The following is a 22,714-nucleotide window of genomic DNA, read 5'->3' as shown; positions in this document are numbered from 1 at the left end:
GTAACAATTTATGGGCCGCGCCGCGTCTGGGAGCCAATCAATTCCTTGCCCCGCAAGGGTAATTCCGCGCGTTCGGCGCCCGCGTCCCCAATGCGAGACAATGCGTCACCTTGTCAGGGGCCGCTTCAGGCCCCAACTGAAAGCTTCACCACAATCAGACCCACGAGCCCCCTCAAGGAGCGCCGATGCCGCATGCCGACAGCCTGATCCTCACCCTGGTCGGGGGCTTTGTCCTCGCCTTCGTGTTCGGCATGGCGGCGAACCGGCTGAAACTGTCTCCCCTGGTCGGCTATCTGGTCGCGGGCATCGTGGTCGGGCCACATACGGCGGGCTTCGTCGCGGATACGGAGCTGGCGCCCCAACTGGCCGAGATCGGCGTCATCCTGCTGATGTTCGGGGTCGGGCTGCACTTCTCCCCCGCCGACCTGATGAAGGTCAGGAAGGTCGCCGTCCCCGGCGCTCTCGTTCAGATCGGGGCCGCGACCGCGCTCGGCTGGGCGCTGGGCCGGCTGCTCGGCATGGGCGATCTGGAGGCTGTCCTGATGGGCTTCGCCCTGTCGGTGGCCTCGACCGTCGTCCTGCTGCGGGCGCTGGAGGAGCGGCGTCAGGTCAAGGGTGAGATCGGCGGCATCGCCGTCGGCTGGCTGATCGTCGAGGATCTGGTCATCGTCATCGCCCTGGTCATGCTGCCCCTGCTGATCGTCCAGCCGGGACAGGAGCTGGGCGCAGCCGAGCTCGCGAAGTCGATCGGCTGGACGCTCGGCAAGGTCGCGGTCTTCGTCGGCGCCATGCTGTTCATCGGCCCACGTGTCCTGCCCTGGCTGCTGGTGCGGATCGCTCACACCAAGTCGCGCGAGCTGTTCACCCTGGGCGTTCTGGCGATCGCCCTGGGCATCGCCTTCATCGCCTACTGGATGTTCCACTCCTTCGCGCTCGGGGCCTTCCTCGCCGGGCTGGTGCTCAACTCCTCGCCGCTGGGCCACAATGCCGCCGAGCGGTCCCTGCCCCTGCGCGACGCCTTCGCGGTGCTGTTCTTCGTCTCGGTGGGGATGCTGTTCGATCCGATGATCCTGGTGACCAAGCCCCTGACCGTGCTGGGCGTGCTGGGCATCGTCATCGTCGGCAAGGCCCTGGCGGCGCTGGCCATCACCTTCGCCTTCAAGCTGGACAAGGCCACCAGCCTGACCATCGCCGCCAGCCTCGCCCAGATCGGGGAGTTCAGCTTCATCCTGGCCGCGCTCGGCGTGTCGCTGGGTGCCCTCAGCCAGCAGACCCACGACCTGATCCTGGCCGCCGCCCTGATGTCGATCTCGCTGAACCCCTTCGTCTTCGCCCTGACCGATCGTCTGGGCGGCAAGCCGAAGCCCCCTGCTCCACCGGCGGCGCAACCCGTCAAGCTGGTGGACGTGGTCTAGGGCTGCTTGGCCGCCGAGGCGCGGAAGGCCCGGGGTGTCACACCGACCTCGGCCTTGAAGGCGCGGTTGAACGGCCCGACAGAACCGAAGCCGCAGTCGAAGGCGATATCGAGAATCGGTCGCCGGACGGGGTCGAGCAGCAGCGTCTTCGCCTGTTCGATCCGGTGGTGATTGATCATCCGGCTGAAGTTCTCGAAGCCGAGAACCCCGGTGACGCACTGCGAGATCCGGTATTCCGGCTGCCCCAGACGGGCCGCGACGTCGGCGACCTTCAGGTTCGGTTCGGCGTGGATCTGCTCTTCCTTCAGGAGCAGCAGGACGCGGGCCGCTAGCGCCTGATCCTCGGCCGTCGGGGCCCGCCGCACGGGCCGCACCGGGTCGGCCAACGGATGTCGCAGTCGCCAGACGATGGCCCCCGCCCCGGTCAGGAGGCCGCCGAGGGCGCAGCCGCTGTTGATCAGGTCCAGCCGATACGCCTCCGCCGCCGTCACTGCCGAGCCATGTGGGGCGAGGATCGAAACCGCGACCAAAGCCGCATAGACGACCACGAAGGCGAACCGGAACCGCTTCTCACCCACCGGCAGATCCCGCCGGTAACGATGGAAGGGCTCAAAGAAGGTCAGCAGCAGGGCCGCCGATCCGCTCAGCGCATAGGTATTCTCCGCGATCTGACGCGCGCCCGTCGGCAGGGACAGCACCGTCAGAGCGCCGCTAACGACCAGAACCCCGACGACGATCCGGGGCCACCAGGCGTCGCGCTTCGCCGGATCGAACAGGGCGCGCGCGATCAGCCACGCCCAGCCGCAGGCGCCCAACCCGATCATGTCGAGCAGCGTCTCCGCCGGCCCACCCGCACCGTTCAGGACATGGCCGACCGCATAGCAGGCGAACGACACCGCCATGGCGATCCCATAGACTGTCAGTCGCCCGGGGGCGCGCCACGGGCCGGTCGGTCGTGCTGTCGTGAAGGCGGTGGTCATCGCCATCCGGAGGTCTCGTCGACCGCGCTCGTCGCGGCCCGGCGGCACTGTGTCGGCCTGTCGCCCCCGGCGTCAAACCCCTGACCCAACTCTTTCTGGCCGATTTTCAAATCGGCGAGACGGCGGAGACGTCCGGCCCGCAGCGTCGGCGCGGCCCCGTCCCGGGGTCGTGTCCGGAGCCTCCATGTCGACCTCTCTCTCCACGCCGACCGCACCCGGCGGCGCAAAACTTCTCAGCCGTGCGGGCGTCGCCTGGTTCGTGGTCGCGGCCGCCGGCCAGACGGCCTTCATCATCTTCATCGTGCTGTTCTACGGCGTGCGCACCCTGTCGGGGCGTTTCGCCGCCTGGAACGACAAGCCCCTGATCACCGGCTATGTCGAGGGCGACGGCGTCGGCAATCTGGTCTTCGCTGCTCATGTCCTGCTGGCGGCGGTGGTGACCCTCGGCGGGCTGATGCAGCTGATCCCGGCCCTCAGACAGCGCTTTCCCGCCCTGCACCGCTGGACCGGCCGCAGCTTCCTGACCCTCGCCTGCTTCCTGGCGCTCAGCGGCCTGTGGATGTCGGTGGCGCGAGGCGCCTATCTGTCTGTCGTCTCCGCCGTGGCCATCGGGATCAACGGCCTGCTGATCCTGGTCTTCGCCGGACTGGCCTGGCGGGAGGCGATCCGGCGGCGCTTCGACAGCCATCGCCGCTGGGCCATGCGGACCTTCATGGTGGTCAGCGGGGTCTGGTTCCTGCGCGTCGGACTGATGGGCTGGGTCCTGATCAACCGGGGGCCGGTCGGGATGACCAAAACCATGTCCGGCCCGGCGGACGTCGTTCTGACCTTCGGCAGCTATCTGATCCCTCTGGCCGTGCTGGAGCTTTACTTCGCGGCCGGACGCAGTCCGAGCGGCGCGTTCCGGATCATCGTGGCCGGGCTGGTGCTCGCCGCAGCCGCCTGGACGGCTCTGGGTTCGGTCGGGGCCTTCGCCCTGATGTGGGGACCCTACCTCTGAAGGTCAGGCTCTGACGAAACAGGGCGCGCCTCTCGCGAAGCGCGCCCCGAACCGTTCGGTCTGCGGCTGGCGTCAGAGGACGCCGATCATGCTCGCGACCAGCGGATGGCGGACGATGTCCTGTTCGGCCAGGCGCACCACCGAGATTTCCGGCACGGCTTCCAGACGCTGGGCGATGTCGGCCAGGCCGGAGACGCCGGGCAGCAGGTCGGACTGGTGCGGGTCGCCGGTGACCACCATGGTCGAGTGCCAGCCCAGCCGGGTCAGCAGCATCTTCAGCTGGACGTAGGTGCAGTTCTGGGCCTCATCGACGACGACGAAGGCGTTGTTCAGGGTACGGCCGCGCATATAGCCGATCGGCGCGATCTCGATGAGCCCCTCGGCCATCAGGGCCCCGACCCGCTTCATCGACAGCCGGTCCGACAGGGCGTCGTAGAGGGGCCGCAGATAGGGGGCCAGCTTGTCCTCCATGGCGCCGGGCAGGAAGCCGATCGATTCCCCGGCCTCGACGGCGGGGCGGCTCAGCACGATGCGGCCGACCTTGCCGGCTTCCAGCGCCTCGACCGCCTTGGCCACGGCCAGATAGGTCTTGCCGGTGCCTGCCGGCCCGAGCGCCACGCACAGGTTGTGAGTGTCGATGGCGTTGAGCAGCTCGGCCTGGCCCTCGGATTTGGGCTTCAGCGTCTTGAGATAGCCCTGGTCCCGGTCGTTCGACGGATAGGGCGACCAGGCGCCCTGATGACTGTTGTTGTGCGATGTCGGAAGGCGGCGGACTTTCGAATCCTCGATGAACGAGGTGGAATCGAAAACGCCCTCACGGGCCTGGCGCTTCAGGGCTGCACGCTTGGTCATGATTGCCTCCAGGGCATTAAAAAAGGCGATGCTTCAAAAGCATCGCCTCGAACGACGGTGGGGAGGAGAGAGGAAACGGCAACAGGCCGTCCGGGGTCGGATGAGAGGCCAATCTCCGGCGAAAAACCTCGCCGCCGAACCGAACGCGTCACTCACGTTCCCCGTAGCTTGACCGGACCGGGCTTGATCCGGTTACGGATCCGGGACCAGAAGAGACCGGCCTCGAATCGCATCAACACTTTGATGCTAACGTGGTTTACGAGACCTTAAAGCGCTCTTTTTCCTTAGATGTGACGGTGTTGTGATGACTGTGTATTCGCTTGGCGACAAGAAACCGCAGCTTCCGCCGGAAGGGGAATACTGGATAGCGCCCAATGCTGTGGTGCTAGGGGACGTGATTCTGAAACCGGGCGCCAGCGTCTGGTTCGGTTCAGTGCTGCGCGGCGACACGGATACCCTGACAGTGGGTGAAAACAGCAACATCCAGGACCTCAGCGTCCTGCATGCCGACGCCGGCGTGCCCCTGACCATCGGGGCGAACGTGACCGTGGGCCACAAGGTCATGCTTCACGGCTGCACCATCGGCGACAACACCCTGATCGGCATCGGGGCCGTGGTCCTGAATGGAGCGGTGATCGGGAAGAACTGCCTGATCGGCGCCAACGCCCTGATCACCGAGGGCAAGGTCATTCCGGACGGCTCCATGGTCGTGGGCCAGCCGGGCAAGGTCGTCCGTGAACTGAACGAGGGCCAGATCGCCGCGCTGGAGATGTCGGCGCAGCACTATGTCCAGAACTGGAAGCGGTTCGCGGCCGAGCTGAAGCCGCTCTGATCGCTACTGGGTCCGCGCCGCCAGCGGATAGGCGATGATCAGGACCAGGGGCTCGTCGCCGACCTGTTTGATGCCGACGTCGGCGCCCTCATAGAGATAGGCGGCGGTCTCCGGCCCCATGGCCTCGGTGCGGCCGTCGGAGGCGACCTCCCCCTGCCCGCTCACGACATAATAGATCTCGTCATGGGTCAGGACGTGCAGGCCGATGGTCGCGCCGGGATGCAGGATGCGTTTTCTGAACTCGAAATTCCGCCCCGGCGCGGCGTCCGACAGGCGGAAGGCGGTGCTGCGGCCCACGCCGTTGTGCGGCGGCGGCGACTGCTCGACCTGCACATCGGCCTCCTTGACCACGACCATCGGGCGCGGCGTGGCGGTTTGCGGCAGGGTGATCAGGGCGGCGGCGAACAGTCCGGCGAGGATCATGGCGGGGCTCCAGAAGCGAGGTCGCCAGACTACCGCTCAATGACACCGGTGGACAGTGCGACCGGTCGCCCTACCGGCCTGAAGGCGCACTCGGGGCTGGGTGCGGCGTGACCTCATAGGCCGAGACGTGGTTCAGGGCGATGACCCAGCGGCCGTCGATCTTGCGGAACAGCCGGGTGTTGATCCCCTCCATCGGCCGCTCGGGCCGGTCCAGCCGGTAATGGCCGATCAACTGGGCCGCGTCGGGGGCCAGGAACTCCACTGTCATGTCGTAGAAGGTCAGGGTCCCGCGGCTCTCCGGTGTCGGGCCGTAGTTGCGGATGTAGTCGTCCAGCGCGCCCTGCCAGCCGTTCTTGATCTTCCCGCCCGAGACGAAGACGACGTCCGGGTTCTTGAAGCCCTGCATGTAACCCCGGTAGTCGCCCCGGTTCCACGCGGCCTGCATGTCGGAGACGACATTGAGGATGGCGGCCCGCTCCGTCGTCTCGTTGAAGACCTCCTGCGCCCGCAGCGGGGCGGCGAAGACGAAACACAGGGCGAGGGCGGCAAGGACGGTGCGGATCATGGGGCAGGCCTCAGTCGGGTCTTGAGCCATTCGGCGGCGGCGGCGGGAGAGCGCTTGTTCGTGTCACCGTCGACCTGCTGGTTCGCTTCGCGCATCGCCTCGACCGACACCGCGCCGATCAGAGGCTGGAGGGCGGCGCGCAGCCGGGCGTCGTTCGCCCGCTTGGGCGCGATCAGGATCAGGGCGTCATAGGGCGGGATGGCGCCCTTCGGGTCGGCCAGCACGACCAGATCATCCGCCGCGATCCGCCCGTCGCTTGAGAAGGCCGAGATGACGTCGACGTCCCCGTCGACCACCGCCCGGTACATGAAGGTCGACTGGTACTGCTTCTGCTGACGGAAGTTCAGGCCGTAGCCGGTCTTCAACGCCGTCCATTCCGGCCGGGAGAAGAACTCGTAGTCGGCGCCGATGGCCAGATTGGCCGACCGCGCGCCGAGATCGTCCAGCGTCCGGATATTGAGCGCCGCCGCCCGGTCGCGGCGCATGGCGAGAGCATAGGCGTTCTCGAAGCCGAGGCCGCCCAGGACGGTAATCCTGTGCTTGTCCTTGAGCCATTCGGTGACCTGACGGGTCACCTCTTCGCGGCCCGGATTGTCGGTGTGACCCATGGCCGTGCCCCAGACCGTGCCGGAGTATTCGACATAGACGTCGATGTCGTTCTGGCTCAGCGCGCGCAGGATGACGGTGGAGCCGAGGCCGCTGCGCTCCGACGCGTTGAGCCCCTTGGCCTTCAGCTCGTCCGCCATCAGGGCCGAGAGGATGAACTGCTCCGAGAAGGTCTTGGACCCGATCACATAGGTCGCAGGCTTGGGGATAAGGGCGGGGGCGATAGCCAGCGCCAGACCGGCCAGCAGGACGGCGGCGCCCGTGCTGACCCGCTTGCGGCTGCGCTTCGCCAGACCGCTCTCGATCAGCCCAAGCAACTGGTCCACGATCAGCGCCAGCCCGGCCGAGGCCACACAGCCGAACAGGACGAACACCCAGTTCTCGGTCTGCAGCCCGGTGAAGATGTAGTTGCCCAGCGAGGTCTGGCCGATCGGGGTCGACAGGGTCGCCGTTCCGATGACCCAGACGGCGCTGGTGCGAACGCCCGCGAGTATGACCGGCGCGGCCAGCGGCAGTTCGACCCGGAACAGCGACTGACGCTTCGTCATCCCCACGCCCCGCGCCGCCTCCAGCACCGCCGGATCCAGCCCGGTCAGGCCCGCGACCGTGTTCCGCACCATCGGCAGCATCGAATACAGGGTCAGGGCCAGCAGCGCGGGCAGGAATCCCAGCGCCGAGAAGCCGACGCCGAACAGGCTCTTCGTCAGGCCCGACAGCCCCAGAAGCAGCGGATAGAAGAGCGCCAGAAGAGCCAGACTGGGGATGGTCTGGATCAGGCCCGACCCGGTCATCAGCGGCCAGCGGAGGGCCGGCCTGCGGCTGGCCAGCACCGCCAGAGGCAGGCTGATCGCCGCGCCGAGCAGCAGGGCCAGCGCACTGAGGATCACGTGCTGGCCCAGATAGTCGGGCAAGCGCGCCCAGGCGGCGGCGACGGGGCTATCCATTCGCGCCCCCGAACTTCGAGGCGATCCGCGCCGCCTGCCGACGCGGCGCCTCCAGCAGCTCGTGGACGTAGGGGTCCGCGCCCTCCCCCATCAGCTCAGCCGGGGGACCTGCGGCGACCAGCCGCCCTTCCTTCATCACCCCCAGCCGGTCGGCGGTCAGCAGGGCCTCATTGACGTCGTGGGTGACCATGACCGTGGTCAGGCCGAGGCTGTCGTGCAGCCGGCGATAGGCCTCGGCGATCCCGTCGCGCGACAGGGCGTCCAGCGCCCCGAACGGCTCGTCCATCAGCACCAGAGACGGCCGCGCCGCCAGCGCCCGGGCGAAGGCGATGCGCTGCCTCTGGCCGCCCGACAGGCTGGCGGGCAGCCGATCGCCCCAGACCCCGACCGGCAGCTCGACCAGATCCATCAGCTCTGCGACCCGCGCCGCGATCTCGGCCTCAGGCCAGCCCAGCAGGCGCGGCGTCACCGCGACGTTTTCCGCCAGGGTCATATGCGGGAACAGGCCCGCGCCCTGAAAGACGTAACCGATGCCGCGCCTCAGCTCCGGGGCGGGCGTCGCCGTGTTGAGCGCCCCGTCGATGCGGACTTCGCCGACATCCGGCTCGATCAACCGGTTGATCATCTTGAGCAGGGTCGTCTTGCCCGAGCCCGAGCCGCCGATCAGGGCCATGAACTCGCCCTTGGCCACCTCCAGCGACAGGTCCTTCACGGCCCATGTCTCGCCGCCGTCAAACGACTTGCCGAGGCCGGACAGGATCAGGGCTGACGTCATCGGCGGCCTTTGCGACGGAAGGCTTCACAGTGGGCGAGGTCGCGCCCTAAAGCGAGAGTTGTCGGAACGGCCCCGTCGTGGTGAATGGCGGCATGCGTGTTTCGTTGCCGTCTGTCGTCCTGTTGTGTCTCGTTCTGGGCGGCTGTTCGACCGCCAATCAGGTACAGCGCGGCTTCGGCGACGCCGTCACCGCGCCCCTTGTCGATCTCAACGTGCGCCGCGACCAGATCCCGACAGTGCTGCTGCAGGCCCAGGCCAACCCTTACGACCAGCGCAATTTGAACCAGTGCTCGACCGTCGGCGCCGAGGTGATGCGGCTGGACGAGGCGCTCGGTCCCGACCGTGACGAGCCGCCCGCGCCGAACGGCTCGACCCTGAACGAGCGGACGCAGGACGCCCTGGCCAAGGCGGCGCTGGACGCCATCAAGAACGCCGCGACCGACTTCATCCCGTATCGCAACTGGATCCGCATGCTGACCGGCGCACAGGCCCGCTCGCGCACCGTTCAGGACGCCATCGAGGCCGGTCGCCTGCGTCGCGCCTTCCTGAAGGGACTGGGCATGCAGCTCAACTGCGCCCCGCCCGCCTCACCGGCCTGGTTCCGGCCGAGGGGCGGGAGCCAGCGTTAGCGCGGGCGGCGAACGGTATCGCTGCGGTCGCCTCTGATCTGGACCGAGCCGTCCTTGGCGAAGGCCTCGAAGGAGGTCTTCTCGATATTCCGGAACTCGCCGGTGCGATCCCAGTCCCAGTCGAAGGAGATCTTCTCGCCCTTGTGCGCGAACTTGCCGGACCAGCGGGCGAAGAAGGAATATTTGTCGCCGCCGATGATGATGACGTGCCGGTGCAGGGCCGTCTCATTGCCCTCCGGACGGGGCGGCTCCTCCAGATAGGTGTTGTAGGCGTGGAAGCCTGACTTCTCGATGCGCATGATCAGTTCGAGGTATGGCGCGCGTGGAAGTCGCGGCGGAACTGTTCGAACCGGCCATGGGCGATGGCCTCGCGCATGGCGGCGGTCAGGGCCTGGAAGAAGGCGATGTTGTGCCAGCTCAGCAGGACCTTGCCGAGGATCTCGTCGGCCCGGACCAGATGGTGCAGATAGGCTTTGGAATACTGTGAGGACGGCCCGGCGATGGTCGGATCCAGCGGGTCCTGATCCTCGGCGAAGCGGGCGTTCTTGAGGTTGATCGGCCCGTCCCAGGTCCAGGCCTGACCGTGCCGCCCGGCCCGGGTCGGCAGGACGCAGTCGAACATGTCGACGCCGCGATAGACCGCTTCGACCAGATCGATGGGCTTGCCCACCCCCATCAGATAGCGCGGCCGGTCGGCGGGCAACATCTCGGGCGCATAGTCCAGCACCTCGCACATGGCCTGATGCCCTTCGCCCACGGCCAGACCGCCGATGGCGTAGCCGTCGAAGCCGATCTCCTGCAGCTGTTCCGAGGACTGGCGGCGCAGGTCCTCGAAGGTCGAGCCCTGCTGGATGCCGAACAGGCCTTGCGTCTCGCGCGCCCCGAAGGCGGCCTTGGAGCGCCGGCCCCAGCGGATCGACAGCTCCATCGCCTTGCGCGCGGCGTCCTTCTCGGCCGGATAGGCGACGCACTGGTCCAGCTGCATCGAAATGTCGGCGCCGATCCGGTCGGCCTGGATCTCGATCGACCGCTCCGGCGACAGGACGTGCTTCGATCCGTCGATGTGGCTGGAGAAGGTCACCGCCTCCTCCTTCACCTTGGAGATGCCGGCCAGGGACATGACTTGGAAGCCGCCCGAGTCGGTCAGGATGGGTTTGTCCCAGCCCATGAATTTGTGGAGGCCACCCAGACGCTCCATCCGCTCCGGCCCGGGACGCAGCATCAGGTGATAAGTGTTGCCCAGGATGATGTCGGCGCCGGTCGCCTTGACCTGATCGACCGTCATCGCCTTGACCGTGGCCACGGTGCCGACCGGCATGAAGGCGGGGGTGCGGATGTCTCCGCGCGCGGTCTTCAGAACGCCGGTGCGGGCGCGGCCTTCGGTGGCGGAGATTTCAAACGGAAAGGGCAAGGCGAAGTCCGGGCAGCAAATCTGGATCGCCGCTCATACAGGATCGCGTGGGGCGAAACTGTGAAAAAGCGATCCGTCGCCGTCAGCAGGCCTAGGCGATGATGTCCGGCAGGATCTGGCTCTCGATCTTCACGATCTCGTCGCGCAGCTGCAGCTTCTTGCGCTTCAGCCGCGCGATGCGGAGCTGGTCCGGGATCGGCATATGGCCCAGGGCCTCGATGGCCGCGTCCAGGTCGGCATGCTCCTGCCGCAGATGCTTGACCTCGTCGTGCAGCGCCAGCTCGTCGTCGGTCAGAAAAGGTTGGTCGTCGTTCATGAATCAGTCCTGCCCTTCCCCCCGGAACGGCTGCTGCATTTATACCCGACCGGCGCTCAGGCCGGAAGGCGCTCTGACAATGCGACCAGCGCCGGACGGGGGATGACGCGGGCCCAGAGACGCGCCGTCTCGACCAGGCCTTCGATGGCGCGGCGCGGCGCCCCCGACGGCGCGGGCGCCAGAGTTTCGAGCGCCTCCAGCAGCTTGCGCTCGGCCAGAAGCTCCACCGCCTTGATCTGCTCGCGCACGGCCTCGCGCGCGGCGTCGTCCATGTCGGGGATCGGCGCCTTCAGGGTGCGGCGGACGGCGCGCAGCGGGCTGACCGCGCTCCCGTCCCAGGCCCGGGCGGTATCGCAGGCGGCCTCGATGTCGTCCTCGTCGGGACGGCGGCCGGTCTCGGCGACCCAGGCGGCCCACAGCAATAGAGGCACATTCTGTTCAGCGGCGTCCTGAAGATGCAGGCAGGCGTCAGCGACGCCCGGCGCCGCATAGGCTTTCAGAGCCCAATCCCAGAGCGTCATTCTTCGGCGGGGCCCTTCAGGCCGTCCCAGCGCTTCACCGGCGACCAGTCGAGGCCGAACAGGTCCAGCGCCCGACCGACCGACTGGTCCACCATCTCGGCGATGGAGACGGGTTTGGCGTAGAAGGCGGGCAGAGGCGGGGCGATGGTCGCGCCCATCTCGGCGAGGGCCGTCATGGTTCTGAGGTGGCCCAGATGCAGCGGGGTCTCGCGCACCATCAGCACCAGCGGCCGACGCTCCTTGAGCACCACATCGGCGGCGCGGGTGAGGAGCGAGGAGGTCACCCCCGTCGCGATCTCGCTCATGGTCCTGACCGAACAGGGCGCGACGATCATCCCCAGCGTCCGGAACGAGCCCGAGGCGATGGAGGCGCCGACGTCGTTCAGCCGGTGCGTCACATCGGCGCGGCCGGTCAGGTCGTCGGGCGTCAGATCCGTCTCCTGCGACAGGGTCAGCAGGGCCGCGCGGGTGACCACCAGATGGCTTTCGACGTCCAGCTCGCGCAAGGCGTCCAGCACGCGAACGCCGTGGATCACGCCCGAAGCGCCTGAAACGCCGACCACCAACCGGGGGCGTCCAGAGGTCGCAGGGTTCCGTACAGCTCCGTTCACATCAGGGTCCATTTTGGGGGTCAGACTCACCGGGTCCGGAACAGTTTCAAGGCCTTGGCGACGTCACTCAACCGTGATTTCCCAGACCGCTGATCCGGGCGCTCACTGTGTGGTCCCTTAGACATGGAGGCGCAAGCCATGACCATCGAAGCTCGTATCCGCGAACTGGGAAATCGGCACCGTCAGCTGGATGAGACGATCCAGCGGGAGGTGGGCCACCCGGCTTCGGATCCGCTGCAGGTCAGGGAGCTCAAGCGAAGAAAGCTCCGACTGAAGGAGGAGATTACCAGTCTCGAGGCCCGGGCGGGGTAGGTCCGGGAGAGTAGCCAAAATCAGAATTGGAAAGGCCCCGGAGAACGCTCTCCGGGGCCTTTCTTCTTCACTCGGAGAGGAAGATCAGTCCTTCGTACCGAACACCGAAGCGGCGGTCGGTTCGGCGGTGCGGCGCTCCGCGGCCTCGGGAACGAACTCTTCCTCCTCGACGACTTCCGGCTCGACCGGCTGCAGCACGCCGCCGCCCTTCTTGAGGTCGTCCTTGTTCTTCTTGGCCGCGGCCTTGGAGATCAGGTCGTCGAGCACCAGCTGGCCGACCAGACCCAGGGTCACCGGGTCGACCGGCTTGATGTTGGGGCTGTTCCAGTGGGTGCGGTTACGCACGCTCTCGATCGTGGATTTGGTGGTGCCCAGCAGCTTGGCGATCTGGGCGTCGGTCACCTCGGGGTGGTTGCGCACGAACCAGGCGATGGCGTCCGGACGGTCCTGACGGCGCGACACCGGGGTGTATTTCGGAGCCGGCTTGTTGGACTTGAGCAGTTCGGCGTGACGGCTGACGACCGCCTGCATGCGGTAGTCGGGGTTCTCCTGGGCCTTGTCGAGCTCTTCGCGCGTCAGCTGGCCGCCGGTGATGGGGTCGACGCCGCGGATGTCGCGGGCCACGTCGCCGTCGGCGATGCCGCGCACTTCCAGCGGGTGCAGGCCGCAGAAATCGGCGATCTGCTCGAAGGTCAGAGAGGTGTTATCCACCATCCAGACCGCGGTGGCCTTGGGCATGAGGATGTCGGTCATGGGCGTAAGTCCCGGAAGGTTCGACCCGATCTGGCGGGTTCTGGATACAACGGCGCCCGACCTTTCGGCCGGGCGCGATGGTCGGGATATAGGCCGTTTCGCTGCAAAAGAAAACGCTGCGTGACAAGAACTGTCATCGTCGTACAGCTACGGTTCAGGTTGAGTAGACGAGCGTGAGGATCAAGGCGGCTCCGGCCGCGTAGTCGTTCTGGAGGGAACACCATGTCGATCAAGACCAGCGTTTCACTGTCCGCCGCGGCCCTGGCCGCCCTGACCCTGCTGACCCCGATGTCGGCCAGCGCCCAACGCGGCGGCGGTGGCGGCCAGCCGGGAGGCAGCTATATCCAGACCTGTTCTGACGCGCGCGTCGACGGCGGCCGTCTGTACGCCGAATGCGGCACCGGCACCCGTCGGGAGACCCGCTACAGCTCCATCGAATACGGCCGCTGCTCCGGCGACATCAGCAACAACCAGGGTCTGCTGGCCTGCAACGGCGCCCAGGCGCGCCTTGAGAACCGTGGCGGCGGCAACGGCGGCGGGAACAATGGCGGCAACAACGGCGGGGGCTGGAACGGTCGCCAACCCGACGGCAGCTACACGCGCAGCTGCAACAGCATTCGCGTCGACAGCGGCCGCCTCTACGCCCAGTGCACCGACACCCGCAACAACCGGCGCTCGACCTCGATCGAGTTTGGCCAGTGCCGTGGCGACATCAGCAACAGCAACGGCCTGCTGGCCTGCAACGGCGCGCTCGGCCGGTTCGAGCGTGACGACCGTCCCGGCAACGGCGGCGGCAACAATGGCGGCGGCTGGGGCGGCGGCAATGGACCCGGCAACGGCGGGCCCGGCGGCGGCTGGGGCGGCCGCAACTCGATCACCGTCTATGAGGACGCCAACTTCCGCGGCGGCTCGGCGACCTTCAACGGCGAGATGCCCAACCTCGGCCGTCGCCAGCTGAACGACAACATCAGCTCCATGCAGATGAACGGAACCTGGGAAGCCTGCTCGGACCCCTATTTCCGCGGGACCTGCCAGACCTTCACCGGCGACGTCCGCAACCTGAACAATACCCTGATCAACGACCGGATCTCGTCGCTGCGTCCCGTTCGCGGCTGGTAAGCCTCAAAGGGTCAGGACCACCTTGCCGATGTGATGGCCCGCCTCCAGCCGGAGGTGGGCCTGATCGGCCTGCTCCAGCGGGAAGGTCGCCTCGACCGGCGGCCGCACCGCCCCGGAGGCCACCCACGGCCAGATGGTGGCCTCGACCGCCGCCGCCAGCCGCGCCTTCTCGTCGGCGGGCCGCGCCCGGAGGGTCGAGCCGGTCAGGACGATGCGCTTCATCATCAGTTCCGACAGATTGACCTCGGCCTTCGCGCCCGAGAGGGTGGCGATCACCACCCAGCGGCCGAAGGGCTTCAACGCCTTCAGGTTCAGGGCGGCGTAGTCGGCCCCCACCATGTCCAGCACCACATCGACCCCACCGGCTTCGGCCAGGGCCGTCGCCAGATCGTCGGTCTTCGCGTCCAGGCTGATGTCGGCGCCCAGCGCCTTGGCCGCCCCCGTTTTTTCCGGCCCGCGCGAAGTGGCGATGACCCGGGCCCCCGCCGCCTTCGCCATCTGGATGGCCGTCACCCCGATACCGCTGGTCGCGCCGTGGATCAGCAGGGTCTCGCCGGCCTTCAACGCCCCGCCCTCGAAGACATTGGTGAAGACCGTGAAAACCGTCTCCGGCAGGGCCGCGGCCTGAACGAAATCCAGCCCTTCCGGGATCGGAAGGGCGTGCCGGGCGTCGACCACCGCATATTCGGCATATCCGCCCCCGCCCAGCAGGGCGCAGACCCGATCGCCGGCTTTCCAGCGGGCAGCCCCCTCCCCCACCTGATCCACCTCGCCCGCGACCTCCAGCCCCAGGACGTCCGGTGCGCCGGGCGGGGCGGGGTAATAGCCGAGACGCTGCAACAGATCGGGACGGTTCACCCCGGCGGCCTTCACGCGGATGCGGATCTGGCCCGGACCGGCCTGCGGATCGGGCCGATGGACCGGCGTCAGGGCCTCGGCCGGACCGGCGCCGCCGGTGATCTCGATCGTCCGCATGCGGGCAAACCTTGCATTCGTGGATATCCAGGCGCTCAGATAGTCGTCCGTACCGGCCCTGACCATGGAGGCGACGATGACGTTCGAAGATCTGGAGCCCCGTTCAGGACGCGGCGCGACCCTGACCGCCCTGGCCCGCGAAGACCTGGACCTCTATTCGGTGGAGGAGCTGAACGAGCGGATCGAGGCCCTGCAGGCCGAGATCGACCGGGCCAAGGCCGCCATCGACGGCAAAAAGGCCAAGAAGAACGCCGCCGACGCCCTGTTCAACTTCAGAAGCTGATGCGTTTCGTCCCGGAATGGTTTTACAGCGTCGCCGTTCGTGGCATGGCGGTTGCACACCGTATCGTCACCACGCCTGTCAGGGGCGAGAACGGGACGGACGCGTACGTATTCCATGAGTATGATTGAGTTGATGGCCAGCGACGACCAACAGTCCGGCGACCCGACCCGCGCGCGCAGCCGTGCGGCGGAGATCCATGATTTCGCCCGCTCGGAGCTGTTCGAGCGCACCTTCCGCGAAGGCATGGAGCTGGTCGAGGACACCGCCTCCTATCTGGACGGCGACGGCCGTCGGGAATCCAAGCTCCTGTCGCGCGCCGCGGCCCTGGCCTATGCCGCCGAGAGCATGAAGCTGACCACCCGGCTGATGCAGGTCGCCTCCTGGCTGCTGGTCCAGCGCGCCGTCCGCGAGGGCGACATGGAGCCCGAGGCCGCCTGCGATCCCCGCTATCGCCTCACCGCCCGCCCGCTGGAGAGCGAGCCCAGCCACGCCGAACTGCCCATCGCCCTGATCGAATATGTCGTCCGGGCCGAGAAGCTGCACGACCGGGTCCTGTATCTGGACCGCCGCATGTATCTGGACGCCCCCGCCGAGGCCGAGGCCAACCCGGTCCTCAGCCAACTGGGCATGCTGGAAGCGGCCTTCCGCTCCTAACGCCTGCGTGGTGCGCGCGGGCGATCCGCGCTAACCTCGACTCATGGTCAAACCTCCCCGCCGTCCGTCCGGTCCCTCGACCGGCGGCCTTCCCGACAAGGAAACCCTGCTGCGCTTCCTGCGCGAGGCGGGTGAAGCCGACAAATCCGATCTGGCCCGCGCCTTCGGCCTGAAGGGCGCGGAACGCCGCGCCCTGCGCGAAATGCTGCGGGAGCTGGAGGCCGAGGGCAAGCTCGGCAAACGCGGCAAGAAGGGCTTCTCGGAAGCCGGCGCCCTGCCCCCCGTCGGCGTCGTCGATGTGGTCGAGAAGGATATCGACGGCGAACTCTATGTCCGGCTGGTCGAGGCCGCCGCCGACGCCCCGCGCGCGGTCCTGATCCCCGACAAGTCGGGCAAGACGGGCCCCGCCCCCGGCATGGGCGACCGGCTGCTGGTCAAGTTCGAGCGCGGGAATGACGGCTGGGAAGCCCGGCTGGTCAAGAAGCTGGACGCCGGAACCAACCGGGTGCTGGGCGTGATCCGCAAGTCCAACCGCGAGACCCGCGTCGAGCCCGTCGACCGGCGCTCCAAGGACACCCTGATTATCCCGCCGGCCCTGTCCGAAGACCTGCGCGACGGCGACCTGGTCCTGGCCTCGATCGAGAAGTCGGAACAGCGCTACGGCCCCAAACGCGGCAAGATCCTTGAGGTCATCGGCAAGGAGGATGATCCCCGCGCCGCCTCCCTGATCGCCATCCACGCCCACGGCGTCCCGACCGGCTTCTCCGACGCGGTCGAGAAGGAGGCCGACAACCAGGACCTGCCGACGCTCAAGGGCCGCGACGACCTGCGCGACATTCCCTTCGTCACCATCGACCCGGCCGATGCGCGCGACCATGACGACGCCGTTTTCGCCCAGCGCGACGAGGACGAGAAGAACCCCGGCGGGTGGATCGTCTGGGTCGCCATCGCCGACGTCGCCGCCTATGTCCGTCCCGGCACGGCGCTGGACCGCGAGGCGCGGGCCAAGGGCAACTCCACCTACTTCCCCGACCGCGTCGAGCCGATGCTGCCCGAGCGGCTCTCGAACGGCCTGTGCAGCCTGAAGGAGGGCGAGAACCGCGCGACCCTGGCCGTGCGCATGGTCTTCGACAAGGAAGGCAAGAAGACGGGGCACAAATTCCATCGCGGCCTGATGCGCAGCCACGCCAAGCTCAGCTACGAGCAGGCGCAAGCCGCCATCGACGGGGTCGAGAACGGCGGCGGGACGGACGACACGACGGGTCCGATCATGGAGACGATCCTCTATCCGCTGTGGAACGCCTACCACACCATGCTGAAGGGCCGGCTGAAGCGCAGCCCGCTGCAGATCGAGAGCGCCGAGCGCCGCATCCTGATGGGCAAGGACGGGGGCATCGCCGCCATCGTCCCGCGCAAGTCGCTGGAGGCCCACCGGCTGATCGAGGAGATGATGATCCAGGCCAACGTCTGTGCGGCGGAAACGCTGGAGCAGAAGAAGGTCCCCCTGATCTACCGCGTCCACGAGGCGCCCAGTCAGGAGAAGATCTTCAACCTGGCCGACTTCCTGACCACCATCGCCATGCCCTGGAACAAGGGCGAGCCGGCGACGACCAAGCGGTTCAACAAGCTGCTGGACCAGACCCGCGACGGCCCCCACGCCGACGTCGTCAATGAGGTGGTGCTGCGCAGCCAGATGCAGGCCGTCTATTCGCCGGACAATGTGGGCCACTTCGGCCTGCACCTCGACCGCTATGCCCACTTCACCTCGCCGATCCGCCGCTATTCCGACCTGATCGTGCACCGGGGCCTGATCCGGGCGCTGAAGCTCGGCACGGACGGGCTGACGGACCGCGAGATCGCCGAGTTGCAGGCCATCGCCGAACAGGTGACCCAGACCGAACGCCGCTCCATGTCCGCCGAGCGCGACGCCATGGACCGCTATGTCGCCGCCTTCCTGGAAGACCGGGTCGGAGCCACCTTCGACGGCCGGATCACCGGCGTGACCCGCTTCGGCCTGTTCGTGCGGCTGGAGGAGACCGGCGCCGATGGCCTCGTCCCCGTCTCCTCGCTCGGCGACGAGTATTTCACCCACGACGACCGCGCCCACGCCCTGGTCGGCGAACGCTCGGGCCAACGCTACACCCTGGGCCGCGCCGTGCAGGTGAAACTGAAGGAGGCCACACCGGTCACCGGCGGCCTGCTGTTCGAGATGCTGTCGGACCCGGAGCCGCGCGATCCCAACGCGCCGCGCCCCCGCTACGGCGTTCGCGCCCGCGACCGCGGTCCGGGCGGGAATGGACCTCCGAAGCGCGGCTCCGGCCGTCCGGGCGGTCCCAAGCCCCCGCGTGGAGGCAGGCCCTCCGGTGGGCTGAAGGGCGTGAGAAAGGGCAAACGCAAATGACCGTGCGACTGATCGGCGTCTCCGGCAGCCTGCGCGCCGGCTCCTTCAACACGGCCCTGCTGCGTGCGGCGCAAGGGATGACGCCGCCGGATGTCGAGCTGGTCGCCGGCTCGATCGAGGGCATCCCCCTCTACAACGGCGATCTGGAGCGCGACGAGGGCATCCCGGCCGCCGTCGAGGCACTGAAAGAGCTGATCGTCGGCGCCGACGGCCTGATGCTGTTCACGCCCGAGTACAACAACGGCATTCCCGGCGTGTTCAAGAACGCCATCGACTGGCTCAGCCGCCCGTCGTCGGACATCAGCCGCATCTTCGGTGGTCGCCCCGTGGCGGTGCTCGGCGCCTCGCCCGGCGGCTTCGGCACCATCATGAGCCAGGCCGCCTGGCTGCCCGTGCTGCGCACCCTCGGCGCCGACCACTGGGCCGGAGAGCGGCTGATGGTCCAGCGCGCCAGCTCGGCCTTCAACGAGAACGGCGAACTCATCGATGAGGCCGTCGCCCGCCGCCTCGCCGCCTTCGTCGCGGGCTTCGCCGGACACTGCGAACGGGTGAAGGCCTCCTAGGCCAGCCGCTCCGTCAGGAAGTCGACGAAGACCCGGACCCGCGCCGGCATATTGGCGCCGCCGACGAAGACCGCATGGATCGGCTCGCGGTCGCCGGGGTTGAAGGCCTCCAGCAGGGGGACCAGCCGCCCTTCGCGGATGTCGTCCACGGCGCTGAACGCGCCCACCCGGGTGATCCCGACCCCGTCCCGCGCCAACTGGGTCAGGGTCTCGCCGTTGTTGGCCTCGACCGGCCCATGCACGGTCAGGGCGAAGTCCCGGCCGTCGCGGCGGAAGGGCCAGACCGGCTCGACCCGGCGGAAGTTGAAGTTCAGACAGTCGTGGGTCAGCAGGTCCTCCGGAACCTTCGGCACGCCCCGCCGCGCCAGATAGTCGGGCGAGGCCACCACCACCCGCCCGGTCTCGCCCAGCTTCCTCGCCGTCAGGCCGCTGTCGGCCAGCAGGCCGAAGCGGATCGCCACATCCGCCTGACCCGCCGCCACATCGACGAGCCCGTCCGTCAGGCCGATGTCGACCAGGATATGCGGATGAAGCGCGGTGAACTCCCGCAGCAACGGCACGATGACCAGCCGTCCGTGGGCCAGGGCGACGCTGACCCTCAGACGCCCCCTCGGCGCGCCCTGATCGGCGACCGACTGCTCGGCGTCCTCGATATCGGCCAGAATGCGCCGCGCCGCCGCCAGATAGGACTGCCCCTCGGCCGACAGGGTCAGCTGCCGCGTGGTGCGCAGCATCAGCCGCACGCCCAGCCGCGCCTCGATCCGGTCGACAGTCCGTCCAATCGCCGAAGGCGTCAGGCCCAGCCGACGCCCCGCCGCCGACAGACTGCCCGCGTCGACCACGGCGGCGAAGACCTCCATCTCCCGCGCCCGATCCGTCCCTGCCTGCACCTGTGCGTTCAAAGCAAATATCCTTGGCCTCAGACCCCACTAAACCCGCGCGGGGCCTGCGTCCATTTGTGCACCCGGACACATTGGAGCGGTCAGTCATGGAATATCGTCAACTCGGCGCCTCGGGCCTGCGGGTCCCGGTTCTCAGCTTCGGCACGGGGACGTTCGGCGGCTCCGGCCCTCTGTTCGGCGCTTGGGGGACCAGCGACGTCGACGAGGCCCGTCGCCTGATCGACATCTGTCTGGAAGCGGGGGTCAATCTGTTCGACACCGCCGACGTCTATTCGGACGGCGCCTCGGAGCGGGTGCTGGGCGAGGCCATCAAGGGCCGCCGCGACGAGGTCCTGATCTCGACCAAGACCGGCCTTCCCACCGGCGACGGCCCCGGCGACTGGGGCGTGTCCCGCAGCCGGCTGATCCGCTCGGTCGAGGACGCGCTCAAGCGGCTCGGCACGGACCATATCGACCTCTTGCAACTCCACGCCTTCGACGCCTCGACCCCGGCGGAGGAACTGCTGGCCACGCTCGATATGCTCGTGAGCTCCGGCAAGGTCCGTTACACCGGCGTTTCCAACTATCCGGGCTGGGCCCTGATGAAGGCGCAAGCGGTCGCCGACCGCGACGCCCGGCCCCGCTTCGTCGCCCATCAGGTCTATTATTCCCTGATCGGCCGGGCCTACGAGGCCGATCTGATGCCGCTGGCGGCGGATCAGAACATCGGCGCCCTGGTCTGGAGCCCGCTCGGCTGGGGCCGGCTGACCGGCAAGATCCGCCGCGACGCCCCCATCCCCGCCGGAAGCCGCCTGCACGACACCGCCGTCTTCGCCCCGCCGGTCGAGGACGAGCACCTGTACCGCGTCGTCGATGCGCTCGAGGCCGTCGCCGCCGAGACCGGCAAGACCGTGCCCCAGATCGCCCTGAACTGGCTGCTGCAGCGGCCGACCGTGTCTTCGGTCATCATCGGCGCCCGCAACGAGGAGCAGTTGCGCCAGAACCTCGGTGCGGTCGGCTGGACCCTGACGCCGGAACAGGTCGCCGTCCTCGACGCCGCCAGCGACGTCCTGCCCGCCTATCCCCACACCCCCTATCGCCAGCAGGCCGGCTTCGCCCGCCTCAACCCGCCGCTCGTCTGAGCCGAGACCACCATGAAACTGAACCTCCCCCTCCTCGCCCTCGCCGCCGGTGCCTTCGGCATCGGTGTGACCGAGTTCGCCCCCATGGGCCTGCTGCCCGTGATCGCCACCGACCTCGGCGTCTCCATCCCCACGGCGGGCCTGCTGATCAGCGCCTATGCCCTGGGCGTCATGCTCGGCGCGCCGCTGATGACCCTGACCACCGGCCGGGTTCCCAGACGGACCCTGCTGATCGGCCTCGTCAGCATCTTCACCCTCGGCAATCTGCTGTCGGCGGTCTCGACCGACTATACGATGCTGCTGATCGCCCGGATCGTCACCTCCCTGAACCACGGCGCCTTCTTCGGCGTCGGCTCCGTCGTGGCCGCCGGCCTCGTCGCGCCCAACCGCCGCGCGGGCGCGGTCGCGGCCATGTTCATGGGCCTGACCATCGCCAATGTCGTCGGGGTGCCGCTGGCGACCTGGGCCGGAGACGTCCTCGGCTGGCGCGCATCCTTCTGGGGCATCGCGGCAATCGGCGCCGTGGTCATGGCCGCCCTGCGCCTGACCCTGCCTGCCCTGCCGGCGCCCCAGGGCGGCAATGTCGCCGACGAACTGCGCGTCCTGACCAAGGGATCGGTCCTCTCGGCCCTGGCTTTGACCGTGATCGGCTCCAGCGCCATGTTCACCGTCTTCACCTATATCGCCCCGATCCTGAAGGAGCAGACCCACGCCTCGCTGGGCTTCGTCACCGCCATGCTGGTGACCTACGGCCTGGGCCTGACGCTCGGGAACTGGCTGGGCGGGCGGTTCGCGGACCGGTCGGTGGATCGCACCCTGATCGTCACCCTGGCCGCCCTCGCCGTCCTGCTGGTCGCCTTCGCCTTCGTCATGCCCTTCGCGGCGCCCAGCGCGGTGGTGATCTTCCTGTGGGGCGTGGCCAGCTTCGCCCTCGTCCCGCCGCTGCAGGTCCGGGTCATGACCGCAGCCGCCGATGCGCCCAACCTGGCCTCGGCGGTCAATATCGGCGCCTTCAACCTCGGCAACGCCATCGGCGCGGCCCTGGGCGGGGCGGTGATCGCGGGCGGGCTCGGTCTTCCGGCGGTCTCTCTCGCCGGAGCGGTCGCCGCCGCCGCGGGTCTGGTCTTCGCCCTGATCCTCGCCCGGCCGCAAAGGCGCGTCGTGGCGGCCGAGGGAGCGGCCTGACCTAGCCGGTCCGTTTCGCCAGCAGCTGCGCCAGATCGGCGGTCGGGCAGGAGACCTCGCCCGTCATCCACTGTTTGAGCATGGCCAGCTGGCCCGCCGCCCGCCCCGCCGCGATCAGGGCGGGCGGCCCCTCGCCGGTTTCTTCCAGCCTCGCCGCGATCATCGCCGCCAGCTTGCGCTGCAGCTTGTCCAGCAGGCCCGAGGCGAACAGCATCCGGCCCAGCGACCTCTGCTCCCACAGATGGGCCAGTATGGCCTGCAGCCGGTAGATGTCGCCGCGCCCGACGGCGGCGTCCGCCAGGGGGATGAACAGGGGGTCGATCATCGCGACCAGCACCTCGTCCTTGTTGCGGAAATGCTCATAGAAGGTCGAGCGCCCGACCCCGGCCTCGGCGATGACGTCCGCCGTCCGGATCGCATCGTAGCGCCGCGAGAACATCAGCCGGATGAAGGCCTCCGAAATCGCCGCCCGCGTGCGGCGTATCCGTCGATCCGTCTCCTGCGTGTCATAGGTCATGGCCGCACGATAGGGCATCCGGCGCCCGCTGTTCAGCCGTCCCCTTCCG

The 22,714-nt window shown here is 68.2% G+C and carries 27 protein-coding genes; 12 read left to right on the top strand and 15 right to left on the bottom strand.

Features of this window, described 5'->3' with window-relative positions:
• The first annotated feature begins 185 nt into the window (after positions 1 to 185).
• A complete protein-coding gene (locus AC1ROD_RS17575; protein WP_492949545.1) occupies positions 186 to 1,415 on the top strand; it encodes a cation:proton antiporter domain-containing protein in 1,230 nt (409 codons plus the stop codon).
• Here the strand turns inward: AC1ROD_RS17575 and AC1ROD_RS17570 are convergent.
• The gene (locus AC1ROD_RS17570; protein ID WP_492949544.1) at positions 1,412 to 2,401 is read right to left on the bottom strand and encodes a helix-turn-helix domain-containing protein; all 990 of its coding nucleotides are present in this window, start codon (positions 2,399 to 2,401) and stop codon (positions 1,412 to 1,414) included. The genes AC1ROD_RS17575 and AC1ROD_RS17570 overlap by 4 nt on opposite strands.
• 178 nt (positions 2,402 to 2,579) lie before the next feature.
• On the opposite strand from AC1ROD_RS17570, the gene AC1ROD_RS17565 reads away from it, so the two are divergent.
• Entirely contained in the window at positions 2,580 to 3,395 is an 816-nt protein-coding gene (locus AC1ROD_RS17565) for a DUF2306 domain-containing protein (protein ID WP_492949543.1), read from the top strand.
• Between the two features lie 72 nt (positions 3,396 to 3,467).
• On the opposite strand, the gene AC1ROD_RS17560 is transcribed toward AC1ROD_RS17565, so the two are convergent.
• Entirely contained in the window at positions 3,468 to 4,259 is a 792-nt protein-coding gene (locus AC1ROD_RS17560) for a PhoH family protein (RefSeq protein WP_492949679.1), read from the bottom strand.
• Positions 4,260 to 4,551: 292 nt separating this feature from the next.
• On the opposite strand from AC1ROD_RS17560, the gene AC1ROD_RS17555 reads away from it, so the two are divergent.
• Positions 4,552 to 5,079: a gamma carbonic anhydrase family protein gene (locus AC1ROD_RS17555; protein WP_492949542.1), complete on the top strand. Its 528-nt coding sequence runs from the start codon at positions 4,552 to 4,554 to the stop codon at positions 5,077 to 5,079.
• Positions 5,080 to 5,082: 3 nt separating this feature from the next.
• On the opposite strand, the gene AC1ROD_RS17550 is transcribed toward AC1ROD_RS17555, so the two are convergent.
• The 4 genes from AC1ROD_RS17550 to AC1ROD_RS17535 form a co-directional block, all read right to left on the bottom strand.
• Positions 5,083 to 5,502 (bottom strand): cupin domain-containing protein, encoded by a 420-nt coding sequence (locus AC1ROD_RS17550; RefSeq protein ID WP_492949541.1) that lies wholly within the window; start codon positions 5,500 to 5,502, stop codon positions 5,083 to 5,085.
• Positions 5,503 to 5,572: 70 nt separating this feature from the next.
• A complete protein-coding gene (locus AC1ROD_RS17545; RefSeq protein WP_492949540.1) occupies positions 5,573 to 6,067 on the bottom strand; it encodes a YybH family protein in 495 nt (164 codons plus the stop codon).
• Complete coding sequence (locus AC1ROD_RS17540; RefSeq protein WP_492949539.1) at positions 6,064 to 7,617, bottom strand: ABC transporter permease/substrate-binding protein; 1,554 nt, start codon at positions 7,615 to 7,617, stop codon at positions 6,064 to 6,066. Before AC1ROD_RS17540 ends, AC1ROD_RS17545 begins: the two co-directional genes overlap by 4 nt.
• Positions 7,610 to 8,392, bottom strand: coding sequence for an ATP-binding cassette domain-containing protein (locus AC1ROD_RS17535; protein ID WP_492949538.1), 783 nt, complete (start codon positions 8,390 to 8,392; stop codon positions 7,610 to 7,612). Before AC1ROD_RS17535 ends, AC1ROD_RS17540 begins: the two co-directional genes overlap by 8 nt.
• Positions 8,393 to 8,484: 92 nt before the next feature.
• Between AC1ROD_RS17535 and AC1ROD_RS17530 the strand changes: the two genes are divergently transcribed.
• Positions 8,485 to 9,021 (top strand): hypothetical protein, encoded by a 537-nt coding sequence (locus tag AC1ROD_RS17530; protein ID WP_492949537.1) that lies wholly within the window; start codon positions 8,485 to 8,487, stop codon positions 9,019 to 9,021.
• Here AC1ROD_RS17530 and AC1ROD_RS17525 read toward each other — a convergent pair.
• The 5 genes from AC1ROD_RS17525 to AC1ROD_RS17505 all read right to left on the bottom strand — a co-directional run bounded on the left by AC1ROD_RS17525 (position 9,018) and on the right by AC1ROD_RS17505 (position 11,892).
• On the bottom strand, positions 9,018 to 9,320 hold the full coding sequence (locus AC1ROD_RS17525) for a hypothetical protein (RefSeq protein ID WP_492949536.1): 303 nt from the start codon (positions 9,318 to 9,320) through the stop codon (positions 9,018 to 9,020). The two genes, AC1ROD_RS17530 and AC1ROD_RS17525, sit on opposite strands and share 4 nt — an antisense overlap.
• A gap of 2 nt (positions 9,321 to 9,322) precedes the next feature.
• Complete coding sequence (gene tgt, locus AC1ROD_RS17520; protein WP_492949535.1) at positions 9,323 to 10,432, bottom strand: tRNA guanosine(34) transglycosylase Tgt; 1,110 nt, start codon at positions 10,430 to 10,432, stop codon at positions 9,323 to 9,325.
• A 91-nt stretch (positions 10,433 to 10,523) separates the two neighbouring features.
• The gene (locus AC1ROD_RS17515) at positions 10,524 to 10,748 is read right to left on the bottom strand and encodes a YdcH family protein (protein WP_207870958.1); all 225 of its coding nucleotides are present in this window, start codon (positions 10,746 to 10,748) and stop codon (positions 10,524 to 10,526) included.
• Between the two features lie 56 nt (positions 10,749 to 10,804).
• A complete protein-coding gene (locus AC1ROD_RS17510; protein ID WP_492949534.1) occupies positions 10,805 to 11,269 on the bottom strand; it encodes a TIGR02444 family protein in 465 nt (154 codons plus the stop codon).
• A complete protein-coding gene (locus AC1ROD_RS17505; protein WP_492949533.1) occupies positions 11,266 to 11,892 on the bottom strand; it encodes a UbiX family flavin prenyltransferase in 627 nt (208 codons plus the stop codon). The genes AC1ROD_RS17510 and AC1ROD_RS17505 overlap by 4 nt, the downstream gene beginning before the upstream one ends.
• Positions 11,893 to 12,018: 126 nt before the next feature.
• On the opposite strand from AC1ROD_RS17505, the gene AC1ROD_RS17500 reads away from it, so the two are divergent.
• Entirely contained in the window at positions 12,019 to 12,192 is a 174-nt protein-coding gene (locus AC1ROD_RS17500) for a YdcH family protein (RefSeq protein WP_492949532.1), read from the top strand.
• Positions 12,193 to 12,276: 84 nt separating this feature from the next.
• Here the strand turns inward: AC1ROD_RS17500 and AC1ROD_RS17495 are convergent, their stop codons facing one another.
• Complete coding sequence (locus tag AC1ROD_RS17495; protein ID WP_492949531.1) at positions 12,277 to 12,945, bottom strand: DUF1013 domain-containing protein; 669 nt, start codon at positions 12,943 to 12,945, stop codon at positions 12,277 to 12,279.
• A 222-nt stretch (positions 12,946 to 13,167) separates the two neighbouring features.
• Between AC1ROD_RS17495 and AC1ROD_RS17490 the strand changes: the two genes are divergently transcribed.
• Complete coding sequence (locus tag AC1ROD_RS17490; RefSeq protein ID WP_492949530.1) at positions 13,168 to 14,064, top strand: beta/gamma crystallin-related protein; 897 nt, start codon at positions 13,168 to 13,170, stop codon at positions 14,062 to 14,064.
• A 3-nt stretch (positions 14,065 to 14,067) separates the two neighbouring features.
• Here the strand turns inward: AC1ROD_RS17490 and AC1ROD_RS17485 are convergent, their stop codons facing one another.
• On the bottom strand, positions 14,068 to 15,039 hold the full coding sequence (locus AC1ROD_RS17485) for an NAD(P)H-quinone oxidoreductase (protein WP_492949529.1): 972 nt from the start codon (positions 15,037 to 15,039) through the stop codon (positions 14,068 to 14,070).
• Between the two features lie 76 nt (positions 15,040 to 15,115).
• Here AC1ROD_RS17485 and AC1ROD_RS17480 point away from each other — a divergent pair, with 76 nt between their 5' ends.
• From AC1ROD_RS17480 to AC1ROD_RS17465, 4 genes are all read left to right on the top strand, one after another.
• A complete protein-coding gene (locus AC1ROD_RS17480) occupies positions 15,116 to 15,322 on the top strand; it encodes a DUF1192 family protein (RefSeq protein WP_492949528.1) in 207 nt (68 codons plus the stop codon).
• A 132-nt stretch (positions 15,323 to 15,454) separates the two neighbouring features.
• The gene (rcdA, locus tag AC1ROD_RS17475; protein ID WP_492949527.1) at positions 15,455 to 15,976 is read left to right on the top strand and encodes a protease adaptor protein RcdA; all 522 of its coding nucleotides are present in this window, start codon (positions 15,455 to 15,457) and stop codon (positions 15,974 to 15,976) included.
• A 43-nt stretch (positions 15,977 to 16,019) separates the two neighbouring features.
• Positions 16,020 to 18,377 carry a ribonuclease R gene (gene rnr / locus AC1ROD_RS17470; RefSeq protein ID WP_492949526.1) on the top strand — a complete coding sequence of 786 codons (2,358 nt, stop codon included), beginning with the start codon at positions 16,020 to 16,022 and terminating at the stop codon, positions 18,375 to 18,377.
• Positions 18,374 to 18,940 carry an NADPH-dependent FMN reductase gene (locus tag AC1ROD_RS17465; protein ID WP_492949525.1) on the top strand — a complete coding sequence of 189 codons (567 nt, stop codon included), beginning with the start codon at positions 18,374 to 18,376 and terminating at the stop codon, positions 18,938 to 18,940. The genes rnr and AC1ROD_RS17465 overlap by 4 nt, the downstream gene beginning before the upstream one ends.
• On the opposite strand, the gene AC1ROD_RS17460 is transcribed toward AC1ROD_RS17465, so the two are convergent.
• Positions 18,937 to 19,842 (bottom strand): LysR family transcriptional regulator, encoded by a 906-nt coding sequence (locus AC1ROD_RS17460; protein WP_492949524.1) that lies wholly within the window; start codon positions 19,840 to 19,842, stop codon positions 18,937 to 18,939. The two genes, AC1ROD_RS17465 and AC1ROD_RS17460, sit on opposite strands and share 4 nt — an antisense overlap.
• An 86-nt stretch (positions 19,843 to 19,928) precedes the next feature.
• Here AC1ROD_RS17460 and AC1ROD_RS17455 point away from each other — a divergent pair, with 86 nt between their 5' ends.
• Together AC1ROD_RS17455 and AC1ROD_RS17450 are read left to right on the top strand one after the other, a co-directional pair.
• A complete protein-coding gene (locus AC1ROD_RS17455) occupies positions 19,929 to 20,963 on the top strand; it encodes an aldo/keto reductase (protein ID WP_492949523.1) in 1,035 nt (344 codons plus the stop codon).
• Positions 20,964 to 20,975: 12 nt separating this feature from the next.
• The gene (locus tag AC1ROD_RS17450; RefSeq protein WP_492949522.1) at positions 20,976 to 22,148 is read left to right on the top strand and encodes an MFS transporter; all 1,173 of its coding nucleotides are present in this window, start codon (positions 20,976 to 20,978) and stop codon (positions 22,146 to 22,148) included.
• 1 nt (position 22,149) lies between these two features.
• On the opposite strand, the gene AC1ROD_RS17445 is transcribed toward AC1ROD_RS17450, so the two are convergent.
• Positions 22,150 to 22,683: a TetR/AcrR family transcriptional regulator gene (locus AC1ROD_RS17445; protein ID WP_492949521.1), complete on the bottom strand. Its 534-nt coding sequence runs from the start codon at positions 22,681 to 22,683 to the stop codon at positions 22,150 to 22,152.
• Positions 22,684 to 22,714 lie beyond the last annotated feature (31 nt).

This window comes from Brevundimonas sp. GW821-FHT12E07 (assembly GCF_058807035.1).
The sequence above is the reverse complement of the archived record's forward strand: the minus strand, read 5'-3'. Positions and strand labels throughout refer to the sequence as shown.

Bases quoted from the DNA above. Each gene is read 5' to 3' on its own strand.
- AC1ROD_RS17575 (WP_492949545.1), top strand. From the start codon at position 186: ATGCCGCATGCCGACAGCCTGATCCTCACCCTGGTCGGGGGCTTTGTC.
- AC1ROD_RS17570 (WP_492949544.1), bottom strand. From the start codon at position 2,401: ATGGCGATGACCACCGCCTTCACGACAGCACGACCGACCGGCCCGTGG.
- AC1ROD_RS17565 (WP_492949543.1), top strand. From the start codon at position 2,580: ATGTCGACCTCTCTCTCCACGCCGACCGCACCCGGCGGCGCAAAACTT.
- AC1ROD_RS17555 (WP_492949542.1), top strand. From the start codon at position 4,552: ATGACTGTGTATTCGCTTGGCGACAAGAAACCGCAGCTTCCGCCGGAA.
- AC1ROD_RS17550 (WP_492949541.1), bottom strand. From the start codon at position 5,502: ATGATCCTCGCCGGACTGTTCGCCGCCGCCCTGATCACCCTGCCGCAA.
- AC1ROD_RS17545 (WP_492949540.1), bottom strand. From the start codon at position 6,067: ATGATCCGCACCGTCCTTGCCGCCCTCGCCCTGTGTTTCGTCTTCGCC.
- AC1ROD_RS17540 (WP_492949539.1), bottom strand. From the start codon at position 7,617: ATGGATAGCCCCGTCGCCGCCGCCTGGGCGCGCTTGCCCGACTATCTG.
- AC1ROD_RS17535 (WP_492949538.1), bottom strand. From the start codon at position 8,392: ATGACGTCAGCCCTGATCCTGTCCGGCCTCGGCAAGTCGTTTGACGGC.
- AC1ROD_RS17530 (WP_492949537.1), top strand. From the start codon at position 8,485: ATGCGTGTTTCGTTGCCGTCTGTCGTCCTGTTGTGTCTCGTTCTGGGC.
- AC1ROD_RS17525 (WP_492949536.1), bottom strand. From the start codon at position 9,320: ATGCGCATCGAGAAGTCAGGCTTCCACGCCTACAACACCTATCTGGAG.
- AC1ROD_RS17515 (WP_207870958.1), bottom strand. From the start codon at position 10,748: ATGAACGACGACCAACCTTTTCTGACCGACGACGAGCTGGCGCTGCAC.
- AC1ROD_RS17510 (WP_492949534.1), bottom strand. From the start codon at position 11,269: ATGACGCTCTGGGATTGGGCTCTGAAAGCCTATGCGGCGCCGGGCGTC.
- AC1ROD_RS17505 (WP_492949533.1), bottom strand. From the start codon at position 11,892: ATGGACCCTGATGTGAACGGAGCTGTACGGAACCCTGCGACCTCTGGA.
- AC1ROD_RS17500 (WP_492949532.1), top strand. From the start codon at position 12,019: ATGACCATCGAAGCTCGTATCCGCGAACTGGGAAATCGGCACCGTCAG.
- AC1ROD_RS17495 (WP_492949531.1), bottom strand. From the start codon at position 12,945: ATGACCGACATCCTCATGCCCAAGGCCACCGCGGTCTGGATGGTGGAT.
- AC1ROD_RS17490 (WP_492949530.1), top strand. From the start codon at position 13,168: ATGTCGATCAAGACCAGCGTTTCACTGTCCGCCGCGGCCCTGGCCGCC.
- AC1ROD_RS17485 (WP_492949529.1), bottom strand. From the start codon at position 15,039: ATGCGGACGATCGAGATCACCGGCGGCGCCGGTCCGGCCGAGGCCCTG.
- AC1ROD_RS17480 (WP_492949528.1), top strand. From the start codon at position 15,116: ATGACGTTCGAAGATCTGGAGCCCCGTTCAGGACGCGGCGCGACCCTG.
- rcdA (WP_492949527.1), top strand. From the start codon at position 15,455: ATGGCCAGCGACGACCAACAGTCCGGCGACCCGACCCGCGCGCGCAGC.
- rnr (WP_492949526.1), top strand. From the start codon at position 16,020: ATGGTCAAACCTCCCCGCCGTCCGTCCGGTCCCTCGACCGGCGGCCTT.
- AC1ROD_RS17465 (WP_492949525.1), top strand. From the start codon at position 18,374: ATGACCGTGCGACTGATCGGCGTCTCCGGCAGCCTGCGCGCCGGCTCC.
- AC1ROD_RS17455 (WP_492949523.1), top strand. From the start codon at position 19,929: ATGGAATATCGTCAACTCGGCGCCTCGGGCCTGCGGGTCCCGGTTCTC.
- AC1ROD_RS17450 (WP_492949522.1), top strand. From the start codon at position 20,976: ATGAAACTGAACCTCCCCCTCCTCGCCCTCGCCGCCGGTGCCTTCGGC.
- AC1ROD_RS17445 (WP_492949521.1), bottom strand. From the start codon at position 22,683: ATGCCCTATCGTGCGGCCATGACCTATGACACGCAGGAGACGGATCGA.